The 16,404-nt window shown below is 70.1% G+C and carries 12 protein-coding genes; 2 read left to right on the forward strand and 10 right to left on the reverse strand.

From position 1 onward, the window contains the following. Nucleotides 1-173: 173 nt before the first annotated feature. The 5 genes from ACWD4J_RS21520 to ACWD4J_RS21540 all read right to left on the reverse strand — a co-directional run bounded on the left by ACWD4J_RS21520 (nucleotide 174) and on the right by ACWD4J_RS21540 (nucleotide 6,323). Entirely contained in the window at nucleotides 174-983 is an 810-nt protein-coding gene (locus ACWD4J_RS21520; protein WP_451397005.1) for a TIGR03936 family radical SAM-associated protein, read from the reverse strand. A gap of 48 nt (nucleotides 984-1,031) precedes the next feature. Continuing rightward, on the reverse strand, nucleotides 1,032-2,120 hold the full coding sequence (locus tag ACWD4J_RS21525; protein WP_451397006.1) for a hypothetical protein: 1,089 nt from the start codon (nucleotides 2,118-2,120) through the stop codon (nucleotides 1,032-1,034). 15 nt (nucleotides 2,121-2,135) lie between these two features. Continuing rightward, complete coding sequence (locus ACWD4J_RS21530; protein WP_451397007.1) at nucleotides 2,136-2,663, reverse strand: GNAT family N-acetyltransferase; 528 nt, start codon at nucleotides 2,661-2,663, stop codon at nucleotides 2,136-2,138. A gap of 81 nt (nucleotides 2,664-2,744) precedes the next feature. Then, entirely contained in the window at nucleotides 2,745-4,670 is a 1,926-nt protein-coding gene (locus ACWD4J_RS21535; RefSeq protein WP_451397008.1) for a TIGR03960 family B12-binding radical SAM protein, read from the reverse strand. Between the two features lie 141 nt (nucleotides 4,671-4,811). Further along, nucleotides 4,812-6,323 carry a CYTH and CHAD domain-containing protein gene (locus ACWD4J_RS21540; protein ID WP_451397009.1) on the reverse strand — a complete coding sequence of 504 codons (1,512 nt, stop codon included), beginning with the start codon at nucleotides 6,321-6,323 and terminating at the stop codon, nucleotides 4,812-4,814. 158 nt (nucleotides 6,324-6,481) lie between these two features. Between ACWD4J_RS21540 and ACWD4J_RS21545 the strand changes: the two genes are divergently transcribed. Beyond that, the gene (locus ACWD4J_RS21545; RefSeq protein ID WP_451397010.1) at nucleotides 6,482-6,847 is read left to right on the forward strand and encodes a trypco2 family protein; all 366 of its coding nucleotides are present in this window, start codon (nucleotides 6,482-6,484) and stop codon (nucleotides 6,845-6,847) included. A gap of 14 nt (nucleotides 6,848-6,861) precedes the next feature. Next, on the forward strand, nucleotides 6,862-10,053 hold the full coding sequence (locus ACWD4J_RS21550) for an NACHT domain-containing protein (protein WP_451397011.1): 3,192 nt from the start codon (nucleotides 6,862-6,864) through the stop codon (nucleotides 10,051-10,053). A 7-nt stretch (nucleotides 10,054-10,060) separates the two neighbouring features. On the opposite strand, the gene rodA is transcribed toward ACWD4J_RS21550, so the two are convergent. From rodA to ACWD4J_RS21575, 5 genes are all read right to left on the reverse strand, one after another. Further along, on the reverse strand, nucleotides 10,061-11,260 hold the full coding sequence (gene rodA / locus ACWD4J_RS21555; RefSeq protein ID WP_451397012.1) for a rod shape-determining protein RodA: 1,200 nt from the start codon (nucleotides 11,258-11,260) through the stop codon (nucleotides 10,061-10,063). Next, nucleotides 11,257-13,512, reverse strand: a complete 2,256-nt coding sequence (gene mrdA / locus ACWD4J_RS21560; RefSeq protein WP_451397013.1) for a penicillin-binding protein 2 — start codon at nucleotides 13,510-13,512, stop codon at nucleotides 11,257-11,259. The genes rodA and mrdA overlap by 4 nt, the downstream gene beginning before the upstream one ends. Further along, the gene (gene mreD / locus ACWD4J_RS21565; RefSeq protein ID WP_451397014.1) at nucleotides 13,509-14,198 is read right to left on the reverse strand and encodes a rod shape-determining protein MreD; all 690 of its coding nucleotides are present in this window, start codon (nucleotides 14,196-14,198) and stop codon (nucleotides 13,509-13,511) included. Before mreD ends, mrdA begins: the two co-directional genes overlap by 4 nt. A 12-nt stretch (nucleotides 14,199-14,210) precedes the next feature. Next, nucleotides 14,211-15,158 carry a rod shape-determining protein MreC gene (gene mreC / locus ACWD4J_RS21570; protein WP_451397015.1) on the reverse strand — a complete coding sequence of 316 codons (948 nt, stop codon included), beginning with the start codon at nucleotides 15,156-15,158 and terminating at the stop codon, nucleotides 14,211-14,213. A gap of 196 nt (nucleotides 15,159-15,354) precedes the next feature. Further along, nucleotides 15,355-16,374 carry a rod shape-determining protein gene (locus tag ACWD4J_RS21575; protein WP_067272106.1) on the reverse strand — a complete coding sequence of 340 codons (1,020 nt, stop codon included), beginning with the start codon at nucleotides 16,372-16,374 and terminating at the stop codon, nucleotides 15,355-15,357. Nucleotides 16,375-16,404: the final 30 nt, after the last annotated feature.

Genomic DNA, 16,404 nt, shown 5'->3' on the forward strand with positions numbered 1-16,404 from the left:
CGTCCTGCGCGCTGCCGCCCTCCGGGGCGCGAGCGCCGCTCGGGAGCTCTCTGTGTCCTGTCTCGCCGGTTCCGTATGCCATGTTGCGTACGGCCTGGCGAAAGTCTTCTGGTCGGTGCGCTGCCCGACCCAGGTGGCTCCCGAGTACGAGGGCGGCGCTACGACGTCCGTCCTTACGCGGGACCTTCCGGCGTCGACGCCGTCGCGGCGGCGGGTCCGGTGGCCCCTTGTCCAACAGATGGGGCGGCCGTGACTGCCTCGCGGTCGGGCGCGAGCGGGTCGGTCACCGTGCCGGTCTCCTCATCGAAAAGCCCCTGCGCCAGCCTGGTCACCGCTGCGGGGACCGGCGGCGCCAGGTCGGCCACAGCTCGGAGACCGGACAGGACGTCGTCGGGTCGTACGGCAGGCGTCACGTGCCGAACAACCAGCCGCAGTATCGCACAGGGCCGGTCGGTCGGCCTATCAGCCCGTGCGTCGCGGGCGGCGAGGCCGTCGTGCGCCTCGATGCTCGCGACCGCCGGACGGGCGTCGAAGGTGCGCATGCCGTTCTTCGTCCTCCGCTGGACCTCGACGGAGTCCGCCGCTCTGAAGGCGGCGACGGCACGCTCCGCTTCCGCGGGTTCCACGCCGTCGAGGCGCAGTTCCCACACGGAGGCGGTGAGCCGGTCGGCGAGACCCGAGATGCGGGCCTCGACGGCCTCGACGACGTCGAGCCCGGCGGGCAGCGACTCGTCGAGAAGCTCGCGCAGCTTGTCCGGATCACACGCCTCGGTCAGCGCGATCTCCAGGAACTCGGCCTCACTGCCCGTGCCGGTGGGTGCGGCATTGGCGTACGACACCTTCGGGTGCGGCGTGAAACCGGCCGAGTACGCCATGGGCACCTCGGCGCGGCGCAGCGCACGCTCGAAGGCGCGCTGGAAGTCACGGTGGCTGGTGAACCGGAGGCGGCCGCGCTTGGTGTAGCGCAGGCGGATGCGCTGCACCGCTGGTGCGGGCGGCGGGCCTTCGGGCTGTCGCTTGCCCAGTGTCGTTCATTCCTTCGTGAGAGCCGTCGTACCTCTATCAAGGGTACGTGCCACGCCGGCCACAGGTTCCCGCCGGGCCACCTCTTGCTGCTTCTGCGGCTCGCCGAAGAGCATCCGCCGGAAGTCGGCCCGTGCCTGCCGCACCGACTCGCGCGCGGAGGCCAGCGCCTGCCGGGTCGCCCGGCCCACGCTGCTCGCCGCCTCGGCCGCGGGCCGCCACACGGCGTCGCGCACCAGGTGCCCGACCGGTGTGAGCACGCTCCGGTACGCCCAGCGCACCGGTTCCACGAAGATCCACCGCAAGAGTCGCGCGAGGGAACGGCCGACGGCGAGCGAGACGTACCCGGCGACACGCCAGGCGTGCGCCAGTGCGTCACCGACCTCCCGCGCGACGACGGCGAGCACGCGTCCGAAGGGCGCCAGCACCCATCGCCACAGGGCGAGCGCGGGCAGTACGAGGAGGACGCGCAGCGTCCAGTGGACGCCGGTGCCGGCGATGCGCACGGCCCAGGCGATCCCGTGCCCGACCGGGGTGAGCACCCACCGGTACAGCCACAAAGCCGGTACGACGACCAAGTACCGCACCAGCCAGGCCACGGCGGCGTACCCACCGAGCCCGAGTGCCGCGAGCACGGACCCGACGCCCTTCAGCAGCCGGGCGACCGCGTGCCCCACGGGGGTGAGCAGCCGTGCGTACACCCAGGCCAGCCCGGCGCCGACGCCCCGCGCCAGCCAGGCCAGACCGTGTCCGACGGGCGTCAGAACCCGCCGGTAGCACCACACGGCGGGCACGACGATCAGCACGTTCCCGAGCCGGGCGAGCCCCTTGGCCACGGGCCGGACGACATGGCGCCACAGCGCCACCCACGGCCACACGAACAGGGCTCGCCCCAGCCACAGCAGCGCCCGGCCCACCGGCCGCAGCACCGTGTCGTTCAGGAACCGCCCGGCGACGACGAGTACGTCCCACACCATCCGCACCGGCACGACGAGCACGAGCGCCACGATCCGCACCGGTATGCGGATCGCCACCACCAGGCACCCTTCGGACGGCGTCTGCGGTGGCCGTTCCGTCGCCGGCTTCTCGAGGTCCATGTCTGAGAGGACGCCTCAGAGCCCCGTACGGATCCAGTACCGCAGCTTTCCGCCGCGCTCGTCCTCGAACTCCCCGCCGCCCGCCTCGATCACCTTCCGGGAGGCGACGTTGGTGGTGTCGCAGGTGACCAGGACCGGATCGAGACCCAGCTCCCGGCACACGGGCAGCGCCTGGCGGAGCATCGCGGTGGCGTGACCGCGCCGCCTGGCACCAGGCCGGACGTCGTACCCGATGTGGCCCCCTCGCTCCAGCAGAAACGGGGTGAGCCGGTGCCGGACGGCCAGGCGGCCGAGGTACGTGTCGCCCTCCGCGTACCAGAGCGTGGTCGCCGGAACCCAGCCCTCCCTGCGCGGCCGCTCCCGCTCGGCGAGCAGCCGCGCGACGTACGCCGCGAAGACCGCCGGATCCCGCCAGCTGTCCCCGTACTCCTCGATCTCCTGCGCGAGCAGGCTGTTCGTGTCCATGCCCGCCTCGGTGAACTCCTGCACGGCGGCAAGGAAGGAGGCGTGGAAGCGCATGTCGGGAAGCGTCAGCTGAGGCATCACCTCAGTCTGCCGACACGCGTCAGGGCCCGGCCACGGATTTCCGCGGCCGGGCCCTGACGAACACCTGCTACTCGATCGCTACTTGACCACCGTCAGAGGCAGCAGCTTCTTGCCGGTGGGGCCGATCTGGATGTTCGTGTCCATCTGCGGACACACACCGCAGTCGAAGCACGGCGTCCAGCGGCAGTCCTCGACCTCGGTCTCGTCGAGGGCGTCCTGCCAGTCCTCCCAGAGCCAGTCCTTGTCGAGACCGGAGTCCAGGTGGTCCCAGGGCAGGACTTCCTCGTACGTACGCTCGCGGGTGGTGTACCAGTCGACGTCCACGCCGTAGGCGGGCAGCGTCTTCTCGGCGCAGGCCATCCACCGGTCGTACGAGAAGAACTCACGCCAGCCGTCGAAGCGGCCGCCGTCCTCGTAGACGGCGCGGATGACGGCGCCGATGCGGCGGTCGCCGCGCGAGAGCAGGCCCTCGACGATGCCGGGCTTGCCGTCGTGGTAGCGGAAGCCGATGGAGCGGCCGTACTTCTTGTCGCCGCGGATCTTGTCGCGGAGCTTCTCCAGGCGGGCGTCCGTCTCCTCGGCGGAGAGCTGGGGCGCCCACTGGAACGGCGTGTGCGGCTTGGGCACGAAGCCGCCGATCGAGACCGTGCAGCGGATGTCGTTGGACCTGGAGACCTCGCGGCCCTTGGCGATGACGTTGGCCGCCATGTCGGCGATCTGCATCACGTCGTCGTCGGTCTCGGTGGGCAGGCCGCACATGAAGTACAGCTTCACCTGGCGCCAGCCGTTGCCGTACGCCGTGGCGACGGTCCGGATGAGGTCCTCTTCCGAGACCATCTTGTTGATGACCTTGCGCATGCGCTCGGAGCCGCCCTCGGGGGCGAACGTCAGACCGGAACGGCGGCCGTTGCGGGTCAGCTCGTTGGCCAGGTCGACGTTGAAGGCGTCCACGCGGGTCGACGGGAGCGAGAGGCCGATCTTGTCTTCCTCGTACCGGTCCGCGAGGCCCTTGGCGATGTCGCCGATCTCGGAGTGGTCCGCGGAGGACAGCGACAGCAGGCCGACCTCCTCGAAGCCGGTCGCCTTCAGGCCCTTGTCGACCATCTCGCCGATGCCGGTGATGCTTCGCTCCCGCACGGGGCGCGTGATCATGCCGGCCTGGCAGAAGCGGCAGCCGCGCGTGCAGCCGCGGAAGATCTCCACGGACATCCGCTCGTGGACGGTCTCCGCGAGCGGGACCAGCGGCTGCTTCGGGTACGGCCACTCGTCGAGGTCCATGACGGTGTGCTTGGACACGCGCCACGGGACGCCCGACTTGTTCGGTACGACGCGACCGATGCGGCCGTCCGGCAGGTACTCGACGTCGTAGAAGCCGGGGACGTACACACCGCCGGTCTTCGCGAGGCGGAACAGCACCTCCTCGCGGCCGCCCGGGCGGCCCTCGGCCTTCCACGCGCGGATGATCTCGGTCATCTCCAGGACGGCCTGCTCGCCGTCGCCGATCACCGCGGCGTCGATGAAGTCCGCGATCGGCTCGGGGTTGAAGGCGGCGTGGCCGCCGGCGAGCACGATCGGGTCGTCCAGCCCGCGGTCCTTGGCCTCCAGCGGGATGCCCGCGAGGTCCAGCGCGGCCAGCATGTTGGTGTAGCCGAGCTCGGTGGAGAAGCTCAGGCCGAACACGTCGAAGGCCTTGACCGGCCGGTGGCTGTCGACGGTGAACTGCGGCACGCCGTGCTCACGCATCAGCTCCTCGAGGTCCGGCCACACGCTGTAGGTGCGCTCGGCGAGGACGCCCTCGCGCTCGTTGAGGACCTCGTAGAGGATCATGACGCCCTGGTTGGGCAGCCCGACCTCGTACGCGTCGGGGTACATGAGCGCCCAGCGGACATCGCAGCTCTCCCACGGCTTGACCGTGGAGTTGAGTTCTCCGCCGACGTATTGGATCGGCTTCTGCACATGCGGGAGCAGGGCTTCGAGCTGCGGGAAAACCGACTCGACAGACATCGCGGGGGACTTTCGTGAGCGGACTGGGGGCACCCCCGGCCGGAGGCTGGGGGAGGTGACCATCAAGCCTAACGCGGCCCGAGAGGCACCTCGTACGCCGAGCCGGAGCCCGTCCGGCGGGCGAGCCCGGCGCCCGCCCGGTCACACCCGCGCCGCCTCCACGACGCTCTCCCACTCCCCCGGCAGCGCCGCCTCGTACGCGGCGGCGGCCTGCTCCTCCCTCCCGTACAGCACCCCGTACGTGAAGGCGCTCTCCCCCGCCGCATGGGCCTGGGCCGCCAGGTCGCGCAGGGCGAGGCGGGCCATCACGCTGTCCTGGTGGTCGCCGAGCAGGCCCTGCAGGGACTTCATCGAGCGGACCAGGTCCTGGGCGGGACCGCCGAGTGCCGCGGTCGCCGCCTCCGCCGCGTAACGGGTGCGCTTGGCCTCCTTGCGTGCCTCGTGGATGGCCACATCGCGGTCGTGGCCGGGGGGTGCGTCCAGTGCCCGCTCCACCTGCGACGACAGTCGTTTGAAGTCGCGCCGCACGGTCTTGCGGATCACCTTGGCGGGCTTCTTGCCGGCCGCCTTCAGCAGTGGCGGCCGGTCCAGCAGCGCGTCGACGGTGTCCAGGAGCGCGAGGTAGCGCTTGCCGTCGAGCACCGCGATCAGGCGGCGCCGGGAGCCGCCTCGCCGGGCGTGGGACCAGGTGCTCAGGCGGGAGCGGACGGGGCCGGTGCGCAGCGCGCTCGGCAGCTCCCCGAGCGCTGCCGTCAGCCGTTCGGTCAGCACCTCCTGGTCGCGGTCCACGCCGAGCTCGGCGGCCAGCCATTTGAGCTCGTCGCCGATGGGGCGGGTGGCGGCCCGGTCCAGGACCTTGCCGTACGAGCGGAAGGCGCTGCGCATCCGGCGGGTGGCGACGCGCATCTGGTGCACCGAGTCGGGCAGATCGCGGCGTACGGCGGGGTCGAGGTCGACGAGGGCGTCGCGCTGGGCGCGGAGGTAGGCGAGCACGTGATCGCCGGCGGTCTCGGGGGCCCCCGGCGCCGAAGACGCCGGCCGCCCGTGCGGTGCCGTCTCCGCCAGTGCCCTGGCGAGCTTCGAGGGCGCCGCCGACGCCCGCAGCCCCGCCTTGCGCAGCTTCTTGTCGACCTTGTCGAGGAAGCGCGGGTCGCCGCCGTCCGCGAGTTCCACCTCGATCTCGGTCCAGGCGGCCGTGGCGCCCTGTGCGTCCCCGCCGAGCCGCTCCGCGCGTACGGCGTCGATGCTGACCTCGGCGAGGAGCGCACCGTCGGGGTCGAGGAGGTGGCGTACGTCCCGGGCGGACCGCAGCCGGACGACGGGGGCCAGTTCGGCGCCGCGGATCCGCGCGTGTACGAGGCCGGTGAGGGCGCCGGGCACGGTGGCCGAGAGCGGTGCGCGGATCTCGTCCCGGACCCCGCTGGCGACGGGCAGCTTCAGATGCCAGCCGGCGTCGTCGCCGCCGGTGCGGCGGCGCAGGGTGATGGCAGCGGAGGAGAGCCGTTCGTCCGCGGTGTCGTAGTAGACGGCGTCGAGTTCGGCGACGCCCTTGTCGGCAATGCTCGAGACCCCGGCGACCCCGGTCAGATCCGGTAGCTGGACGCTCTCGTCGGCTTCGTACTTACGCTCGATCTCACGCTTCGTCTCCGCCATGAACCGAATCTAGACGCGTCGGCCCGCCAGGGGCAGTGCCTCGCTCGCCTCGGTTCTGCGCCATGAGCGGCGGGCGACCGGTACCTGCCGCCGCACAGGCGCCGCTACAGTGCGCCGGGGAGATCGCTTCGCTTTCACGCGTACGACAGAGGGGGCCCATGTCCGGCAGCAGCCGCTCCGCGGCGGACGACTTCGACGGGATCGAGCTGGACGACGCCATACAGGCGCTGCACGACCAACTCGTCTCCGCGGCCGCGCGCAGCGCAGGGCGGAGTATCCGTTTCGACGTGCGGGACATCGAGATGGAGTTCGCCTTCGAGTTCCGGCGGGAGACGAAGACGGGCGGAAAGCTGAAGGCCTGGGTTCTCGAAGGCGGCGCCGATCATGCGCGGGCCAGTGGCCGCGTTCACCGCGTCACGTTCACCCTGGCACCGCACGACGCGCGGACCGGGCGGCCGTCGCAGATCAGCGGTTCGGGCCACGACGGCCTTCCTCACTTCGGTTCCGGTGACGATTCCCGGTGATGGCGGGGGACCGTATGGATCCCATCCGTGACCGCACCGTCCTGGTCTGCTCGGGCGAGAGCCGCTACGGAAGCGGGATCCTGCTGACCGATCGGCTGGTCCTGACGTGCGCGCACACGCTGGACAGCGGATCACCGACGAGAATCAGACATCCGCGCCTGGGCTCGGCGGAACTCGCGTGCACGGTGCTGCACAGCACAGGGAGCGGGAGTCACGATCTGGACGCCGCACTGCTGCTCGCCGAGCCGTCGCCCCTGGGCGAGAAGGCCCCGCGCGACCGGCTACGGCTGGGCGGTGTGGAGGCCGACCCGCCCGAATGCCGACTGCTCGGCTATCCGCAGGCCCAGCTGTACGACGCGCGGGAGGGCCGCTGCGACCACCTCGTCGGCAGGGTGCTGACCGCGACGGAACATCGGCGGCGGATACAGCTGGAACTCGCCACCGCGTCCGTCGACGACCGCGTCGACGGTCTCAACCCGCTGGGCGGTCTGTCGGGTGGGCCCGTGTCCGTGGGCAGCATCCTCCTGGGCATCGCCGTCGCCGCCCCGGACGGCCGCAACAACACCCGGATCGACTTCGTCCCGCTCGCCCACATCCTCGAGGACGAGAACATCCGAGCCCTCTGGAAGGAGCACCTCGGCGCCGAACCACGGCTCGAGCGGGTGACACGGGAGTCCCTCGAAGACCAGCGGTACGAGGACTGGTACCGGTCAGCCGTCGAGAAGAAGTTCCGTACGCGGGGAGTCATCGGGCTGGATGTCCAGGGGCGTCAGGGGGAGAACATCGATCTCGATCCCTCGTACGTCGTACTGCGAGCGCGACACAAGCAGTCCGCGCAGGCGGCCGAACAGCCGAAGGACCAGAGCGACGCCAAGGAGCAGGGCAGCGACCCACAGGGCGTGCACGCCCTTCTGGGAGAACACGACCGGGTGCTGATAACAGGCAGCGCCGGCAGCGGGAAGACCACGCTCATCTCCTGGCTGGCCCGGCGCTGCGCCTCGGACGGCCTCGACGACGGGCTGCGCCCTCTGCAGGGCAGGATTCCGCTGGTCGTCAAGTTGCGCGAGGTCCACGCCAAAGGGCAGACACTGCCCGTCATCGGCCTCATCCACGAGCAGCTGGGTCCCCAGGCTCCGGAACCCCCGGGCAACTGGGCCCACCGGGTTCTCGAGAACTCGCGAGGCCTCCTCCTCATCGACGGTCTCGACGAGATCCCGCACGCCGCCCGGGAGAAGGTGCGTCAGGAGCTCGACCAGTGGCTCGACGGCCGGGACGTGCGCTGCATCGTCACCTCCCGGCCCGGCGCCTTCGGGGACGAGTGGACCGACAGGTCGCGCTTCACCGAGCTGTCGCTGCAGGACATGGGCGAGAACGAGATCAGGACCTTCGTCGACCACTGGTACCGGGCCGCGCATGAGGTCCACCGCATTCCCGGTGACTGGCGGGGCCCCGCCGAGGACCTGACGACGCAGATCGTGGCGAGCGCCGAGTTGAGCGATCTCGCCAAGTCGCCGCTGCTCTGTGCCGCCCTCTGCGCCCTGCACCGCGCCGGGGGACGGCATCTGCCGACACGGCTGTGGGATCTGCTGGACCGCACCTTGGCCATGCTGCTGGGACGGCGCGATATGGAGCGGACCGTCAGGACGCGGGTGCTGCTCGACGACGCCGGGTACCGCTCCTACCTGCAGCCGATCGCCGCCTGGATGGTCCGTGGCGGCCAGCAGGTGATCAGCGAGGAGCAGGCGGTGTGCCAGATCGAGTTGGTGACGCCCGCCGGCGACGGCTCATGCCACAGCACGGACATCCTGGATCAGCTCACCCAGCGGACGGTCCTGCGCGCGTCCGACACCCATGACGAGAGGAGCACGCCCGGTTCCGGCGAAGAGTACGAGTTCGTACACCGGACCTTCCAGGACTTTCTCGCTGCGGCGGAGATCGCCAGAAGCCGGAACGTCTCCGAGCTGCTGAGAAACGCGCGGGAAGAGAGCTGGCAGGAAGTCATCAAGCTGAGCTCCGGCCACTGGCGGCATCGGCCCGCACTGCAGGATGAGCTGGTCACGGGGTTGTTGGAGCTGGGCAACCAGCTCCAGGCAGACGACGAGGCCGAGGCTCGCGCGGACGTCCACATCCTCGCCGCCTCCTGTGCGTTCGGGTGCGACCGGCTCGACGACGCGGTGCGGGACAACATTCGTTCGGCGCTTGCAGGGCTGCTCCCTCCCGCCAAGACCGTCCCCTGGTATGCGCTCGGCAAGCTGGGCCTGCCCTTGCTGGACTATCTCCCCGATCCGGAGGCCTTGTCCCGTGACAGCGCCGACGATCTGGCGTCCGTCGTGGGCGCCATCGGCGGAGGCGCGGCCATGCCGCTCGCGGCCCGGCTCGCCGGACTCGGGCTGCCATCCGTCGGCGCGCAGCTCGCCGATGCCTGGCGGCGTTTTCCCACCGCTGACTACGCCCGGCGAGTCCTGGCCCGCACAGACCTCAGTGAGGCCTCGCTTTCCGTGTACGACCTCACCGAACTCGAAGCATCGGCGGCGCTGCGGCCCGTACGGGAGATATGGATACGGGAGGACCTTCCTCTCGAACCGCTCAGGCGCTCGCTGGCACCAGGATTCCGCGAACTGGACCTGACCCACTCGGAACTGACGGATCTGGGTTTCGTGGCTCAGCACGCGAAGACACTCGAAGTGCTCTGGCTGAGGGAAACCTCCAAACTGCGGGACCTTTCTCCCCTGTCGCGGCTCGGTGGCTTGCGCAGGCTGCACGTCGAAGAGGGGCCTTCGGTGGACGTGTCGTTCCTCCAGCACCTTCCCCTGCTCGAAGAGCTACGCCTCCAGAGACGGGCCGATGACGGTTCCGTCCTTCAGCATGTGGCCCGGCCTTCCCGCCTTGAGGACCTGCGGATCGTGGCGCCCTCGATCCGTGCGCTGGCGCCGGCCGCGCCCCTTCCCACGGTCCGGTTGCTCACCCTCGACGACGTGGAGGACTGGACCGGCCTGGAGGCCATCGCCGTCATCTTCCCGTCCCTGACGAGGTTGGCCATCGAATTACGCCCCGGCCTGACCTCTCCCCTGGACCTGTCGCCCCTGCAAGGGCGACCCGATCTCAAGATCACCGTCTACCGGTACTCGGTCCACGAGCTGACCGTGCGGGGCCACGAGCCGTTCGGTGACCGGTTCCGGTGCCACCCGCCACTGACTGCGTCCTGACCGGGGGTCACGCCGACATCGGCCGCTGCACCCTGATCGACTGCAGCAGCCCGATCGCCACCCAGACCGCGAACATCGACGACCCGCCGTAGGAGACGAAGGGCAGCGGGAGGCCGGCGACCGGCATGATGCCGAGCGTCATGCCGATGTTCTCGAAGGACTGGAAGGCGAACCAGGCGATGATCCCGGCGGCGACGATCGTGCCGTAGAGCTCGGTCGTCTCGCGGGCGATACGGCAGGCCCGCCACAGCACGACGCCGAGGAGCACGATGATCAGGCCCGCGCCGAGGAAGCCGAGCTCCTCTCCGGCGACCGTGAAGACGAAGTCCGTCTGCTGTTCCGGCACGAACTGGCCGGTGGTCTGCGAGCCGTGGAAGAGGCCGGTGCCGGTCAAGCCGCCCGAGCCGATCGCGATGCGCGCCTGGTTGGTGTTGTAGCCGACGCCCGCCGGGTCCAGGCTCGGGTTGGCGAAGGCCGCGAAGCGGTTGATCTGGTACTGGTCCAGGACGCCCAGCTTCCAGATGGCGACCGCTCCGGCCGCGCCGGCGCCGAGCAGACCGAAGACCCAGCGGTTGGAGGCGCCGGAGGCCAGCAGCACGCCGAGCACGATCACGGCCATCACCATGACCGAGCCGAGGTCGGGCATGAGCAGCACGACCATCACGGGCACGGCGGCCAGACAGAGGGACTGGAAGACGGTGCGGTGGTCGGGGTGCTCCTTGTCCCCGGCGTCGACCCGGGCCGCGAGCATCATGGCCATGCCCAGAATGATCGTGATCTTCACGAACTCGGAGGGCTGGAGGGAGAATCCTCCGCCCAGGACGATCCAGGCGTGGGCGCCGTTGATGGTCTTGCCGAGCGGCGTCAGCACCAGCAGGACCAGGAAGACGGACAGGCCGTAGAGGATCGGCACGGCAGTGCGCAGGGTGCGGTGGCCCAGCCAGATCGTGCCGACCATGAGGGCGAGCCCGATGCCGGTGTTCATGGCGTGCCGGAACAGGAAGTAGTACGGGTCGCCCTGGTTGAGCTCGGTGCGGTTGCGGGTCGCCGAGTAGACGAGCGCGGTGCCGATGAGCGAGAGCGCGAGCGACGACAGCAGTATCGGCCAGTCGAGCCTGCGGACCAGGGAGTCGCGGGCGACCAGCCGCGCCCAGGCGGAGCGCTCGGGCCCGTACCCGGAGACGGAGAAGCCGTTGGTGCCGCTCATGTGCTCCTCCGCCCCGTTCCCCGGCGGCGCGCGGAACGCCTTCGGGTGTCGCGGTTGCTGGCCTGGGGCGACGGGGTGGTCGCCGCGGGCGACTGCTGGTCGCCCGGCGTCGACTGTCCTTCCTCGCTCGCCTGCTCGTCCTTCGACGGGTCGTACTTCTCGATCTTGGGGGCGTCGATCGATCCATCGGACTCGATCTTCGGCAGGCTCTTCTCCGGCTCGGGCAGCAGGGCCTTCTTCAGGTCCTGGTGGCCGTCCTCGTCGAGGCCGTAGATGGCGTTGTAGATCTTGCGCACGGCGGGGCCGGACGCGCCGGAGCCCGTACCACCCTGGGAGATCGTCATGACGACCGCGTAGTCCTTGGTGTACGTGGCGAACCACGAGGTCGTCTGCTTGCCGTAGACCTCGGCCGTACCCGTCTTGGCGTGCATCGGGATCTTGTCCTGCGGCCAGCCGCCGAAGCGCCAGGCGGCCGTACCGCGGGTGGCGACTCCCGCGAAGGCCTGGTCCATCTCGGCGAGGGTCTTCTTCGTCACCGGCAGCTTGCCGTGCGACTTGGGCTTGATCTCCTGGACCGTCTTGCCGTCGGCGCTGACGATCGCCTTGCCGACGGTCGGGTCGTAGAGCGTGCCGCCGTTGGAGACGGCCGCGTAGATCGTGGCCATCTGTATCGGTGTGACGAGCGTGTCGCCTTGGCCGATGGCGTAGTTGACGGAGTCACCGGCGCGCAGCCTGTTGCCTTCGAGGCAGTTCTCGTACGCGATCTTCTCGGCGTACGTGCCGTCCTTCTTGCCGGACTTGCACCAGGCGTCCTTGTTGGCCTCCCAGTAGTCCTTCTTCCACTGGCGGTCGGGGATCCGGCCGGTGACCTCGTTGGGCAGGTCGATGCCGGTCTCCGCGCCGAGACCGAACTGGTGCGCGGTCTTGTAGAACCAGTCCTTGGCGTCCTTCTTGGGGTTGATGCCGCCGTCCTTCAGCCACTCCTGGTGCGAGAGGCGGTAGAAGACGGTGTCGCAGGAGACTTCCAGCGCCCGGCCGAGGCTGATGGGGCCGTACCCCTCGGACTCGAAGTTCTTGAAGACCTGGCCGCCGACGGAGTACGAGCTGGAGCAGTCGTAGTGCCCGTCGAACGGATAGCCCGCGCGGACCGCCGCCGCCGTCGACACGACCTTGAAGATCGAGCCGGGTGCCGCCTGGCCCTGGATCGCGCGGTTGAGCAGCGGGTAGTTGGAGTCCTTGCCGGTGAGCCTGGCGTAGTCCTTGCCGGAGATGCCGCCGACCCAGGCGTTGGGGTCGTACGTCGGGTTGGAGGCCATGGCGACGACGCGGCCGGTCTTGGCCTCCATGACGACGACGGCGCCCGAGTCGGCCTTGTAGTTCTCGCCGGTGTTGTCGTCGAACTGCTTGCGGGCTTCCTTCATCGCCTCGTTGAGCTCGTACTCGGCGACGCGCTGCACGCGTGCGTCTATGCTCGTGACGAGGTTCGCGCCGGGCTCGGCCTCGTCGGGCTTGGCCTGGCCGATGACACGCCCGAGGTTGTCGACCTCGTACCGGGTGACGCCCGCCTTGCCGCGCAGCTCCTTGTCGTACTCGCGTTCGAGACCCGAGCGGCCGACCTGGTCGGAGCGGAGGTACGGCGACGCGGAGTCCTTGGCCTGCTCGATCTCCTCGTCGGTGACGGGCGAGAGATAGCCGAGGACCTGCGCGGTGTTGGACTCACCGGGGCTCGGGTAGCGGCGGACGGCGGTGGGTTCGGCGATGATGCCGGGGAAGTCCTCGGAGCGCTCGCGGATCTGCAGGGCCTGCCGGGGCGTTGCCTCGTCGGTGATGGGGATGGGCTGGTACGGCGAGCCGTTCCAGCAGGGCTGCGGCGTATCGGCGTTGCACAGGCGGACCTTGTCCATGACGTCCTTGGGCTTCATGCCCAGCACGCCGGCGAGCTTGGTCAGTACCGCTTTGCCGTCGTCCTTCATCTTCATCAGGTCGGTGCGCGAGGCGGAGACGACGAGCCGCGTCTCGTTGTCGGCGAGCGGCACACCGCGGGCGTCGAGGATCGAGCCGCGTACGGCGGGCTGGACGACCTGCTGGACGTGGTTGCCCGACGCCTCCTTGGCGTATTCCTCGCCGTTGCGGATCTGGAGATACCACAGGCGGCCGCCCAGGGTGAAGAGCAGCGAGAGGACGAGGATCTGCATGATGACGAGCCGGATCTGGACCCGGGGCGTCCGGCCGGTCTCGGGAATGTTGGTCACAGGCGCTTGACCCCCTTGATGCGTCCCGCGCGCGCCACGCGTGTCTTCGTCGTCCGGCCGCGGACCAGGCCGCTGCCGCGGAGCCCGCCCCGCTGGGAGCCGACGCTCAGCCCGGTGCCGGACGCGAACCAGCCGGAGGAGGCACCACTGGCCGCGCCGGCGGCGCCTGTCTCGGCGAGCGGATCGTTCTCCGCCCGTCTGGCCAGAGCCATGATCGCCGGGACGATGAACGGCGCCAGCACCAGGTCGTAGAGCGCGGCGGTGAACATCAGGCCGGCCAGGCCCACATGGCGGGCGGCGGTGTCGCCGACGAGGGAGCCCACGCCCGCGTACAGCAGGGTGGAGCCGATGGCGGCGGCGACCACGACGAGCATGGGCGTGGTGGCCGACTTGAGCTGTCCGTTCTCGGGTTTGACGAGGCCCGCGAGATAGCCGATGACGCACAGCACGAGGGCGTAGCGGCCGGCGGCGTGGTCGGCGGGCGGCGCCAGGTCGGCGAGGAGGCCGGCGCCGAAGCCGATGAGGGCGCCGGCCACATGGCCGTGGACGAGGGCGAACGCGAGCACCGTGAGCAGCACCAGGTCCGGTGCGGCGCCGGGCAGTTGCAGGCGCGCGAGGATGCTCACCTGGATCACGAGGGCCAGGACCACCAACGTGGTGGAGAGCAGCATCCGGTTGAAGCGCATGGGACTCAGCTCCTACTGCTCTCGCTCTGCGGCCGCGTCGGCGGATGCCTGGGCGGAGGGCGTCACGGTGACCGTCACGGTCGGTGTGGGGGTCGGCTTCGGTTCGGGCGGCAGGACCGTGTCGCGCGGGTCCTTGCGGGGAGCCACGACGACGACGCCGACGATGTCGAGCTTGGTGAAGCCGACGAACGGCTTGACGTACACGGTCCGGGTGAGGTCGCCGCCGGAGGGGTCGACGCGCGAGACCACGCCGACGGGGACGCCGGGCACGAACGGTCTGTCGGCCTGCGAGCCGAAGGTGACCAGGCGGTCGCCCTTGTTCACCTTGGCCTTGCCGTTGAGCAGCTGGACGCGCAGGGGGCGGTCGCCCTGGCCGGAGGCGAAGCCGAGCTCGTCGGTCTTCTCCATGCGCGTACCGACCGTGAAGTCGGGGTCGTTGGCGAGCAGCACGGTGGAGGTGCCCGGGCCGACCGTGGTGACGCGGCCGACGAGTCCGTCGCCGTTGATGACGGTCATGTCGCGCTGGATGCCGTCCTCGGCGCCGGCGTCGATGGTGACGGTCCAGGAGAAGCCCTGCGCTGCGCCGATCGCGATGACCTGGGCGCCCTTGATGCCGTACTGCCCGGCGCCCGCCATCTTCAGCATCTTGTCGAGCTGCCGCACCTGGCTGCGGTTGCGGTCGTCGCTGCCCAGCTCCGTCTTGAGTTCGGCGTTCTCACGTTCGAGCTTTGCGATGCGGTCGTGCCGGTCGCCGGAGTCGCGGACCGCGGCGATCGCGTTGCCGAGCGGGTCGACGGCGGACGACACGCCGTTCTCCACCGGGCCGAACACAGTGGCGGCTGCCCGGCGTGCGCCGTCGACCGGGGAGTCCTCGCCGCCGCGGATGTCCACCGTGATCAGCGCGAACGCGATGGCGATCAGCAGCACCAGGAGCAGTCGGCTCTCTCGGGAGTCCCTCACGTGCGGCGGCCGTGCCTTCCTCGTCGGAAATCCTTGTCGCTCTTGCCTCTATATCAACGATCCGCCGCACGGGAGAGCACGTGCGCTCCGTACGGCGGATGAAGCGCACGTGTCGTCTCGGCCACGTGCGCCCCGTGCGGCGGACGAAGCGCGCATGTCGCTGCGAACGCGCGCCGCGTGGCACCGCACGCGCGTGTCATCTGCGCGGCTGGGCGTCCAGCACCTGCTGGAGTGCCTCGAACTCCTCGACGCACTTGCCGGATCCGAGCGCCACGCTGTCGAGCGGGTCCTCGGCGATGTGGATCGGCATGCCGGTCTCGCGGCGCAGCCGCTCGTCGAGGCCGCGCAGCAGGGCGCCGCCGCCGGTGAGGACGATGCCGCGGTCCATGATGTCGCCGGACAGCTCCGGCGGGCACTTGTCGAGGGTGGTCTTGACCGCGTCCACGATCGCGTTGACCGGCTCCTCGATGGCCTTGCGGACCTCGGCCGCGGAGATGACCACGGTCTTCGGCAGGCCCGAGACCAGGTCGCGGCCGCGGATCTCGGTGTGCTCGTCGTCCTCGAGTTCGTATGCGGAGCCGATCGTGATCTTGATCTGCTCGGCGCTGCGCTCGCCGAGGAGGAGCGAGTACTCCTTCTTGATGTGCTGGATGATCGCGTTGTCCAGCTCGTCGCCTGCGACGCGGATCGACTGCGCCGTGACGATGCCGCCGAGGGAGATGACCGCGACCTCGGTGGTGCCGCCGCCGATGTCCACCACCATGTTGCCGGTCGCCTCGTGGACGGGGAGACCGGAACCGATGGCCGCCGCCATCGGCTCCTCGATGATGTGCACCTGGCGGGCGCCGGCCTGCGAGGACGCCTCGATCACCGCGCGGCGCTCGACACCGGTGATGCCGGAGGGCACGCAGACGACGACACGCGGACGGGCGAGATAGCGCCGCTTGTGGATCTTCAGGATGAAGTACCGGAGCATCCGCTCGGTGATCTCGAAGTCCGCGATGACTCCGTCCTTGAGCGGTCGCACCGCGACGATGTTGCCGGGCGTCCGGCCGATCATCTTCTTCGCCTCGGCGCCGACCGCGAGGATGCCGCCGGTGTTGGTGTTGATCGCGACGACGGACGGCTCGTTGAGAACGATCCCCCGGCCCCTGACGTACACCAGCGTGTTGGCGGTCCCGAGGTCGACAGCCATGTCACGGCCGATGAACGACATCTTGTTCCCCATGAGGATGCGTCTGGCCTT

The sequence above is a fragment of the Streptomyces sp. NPDC002577 genome, assembly GCF_053594815.1.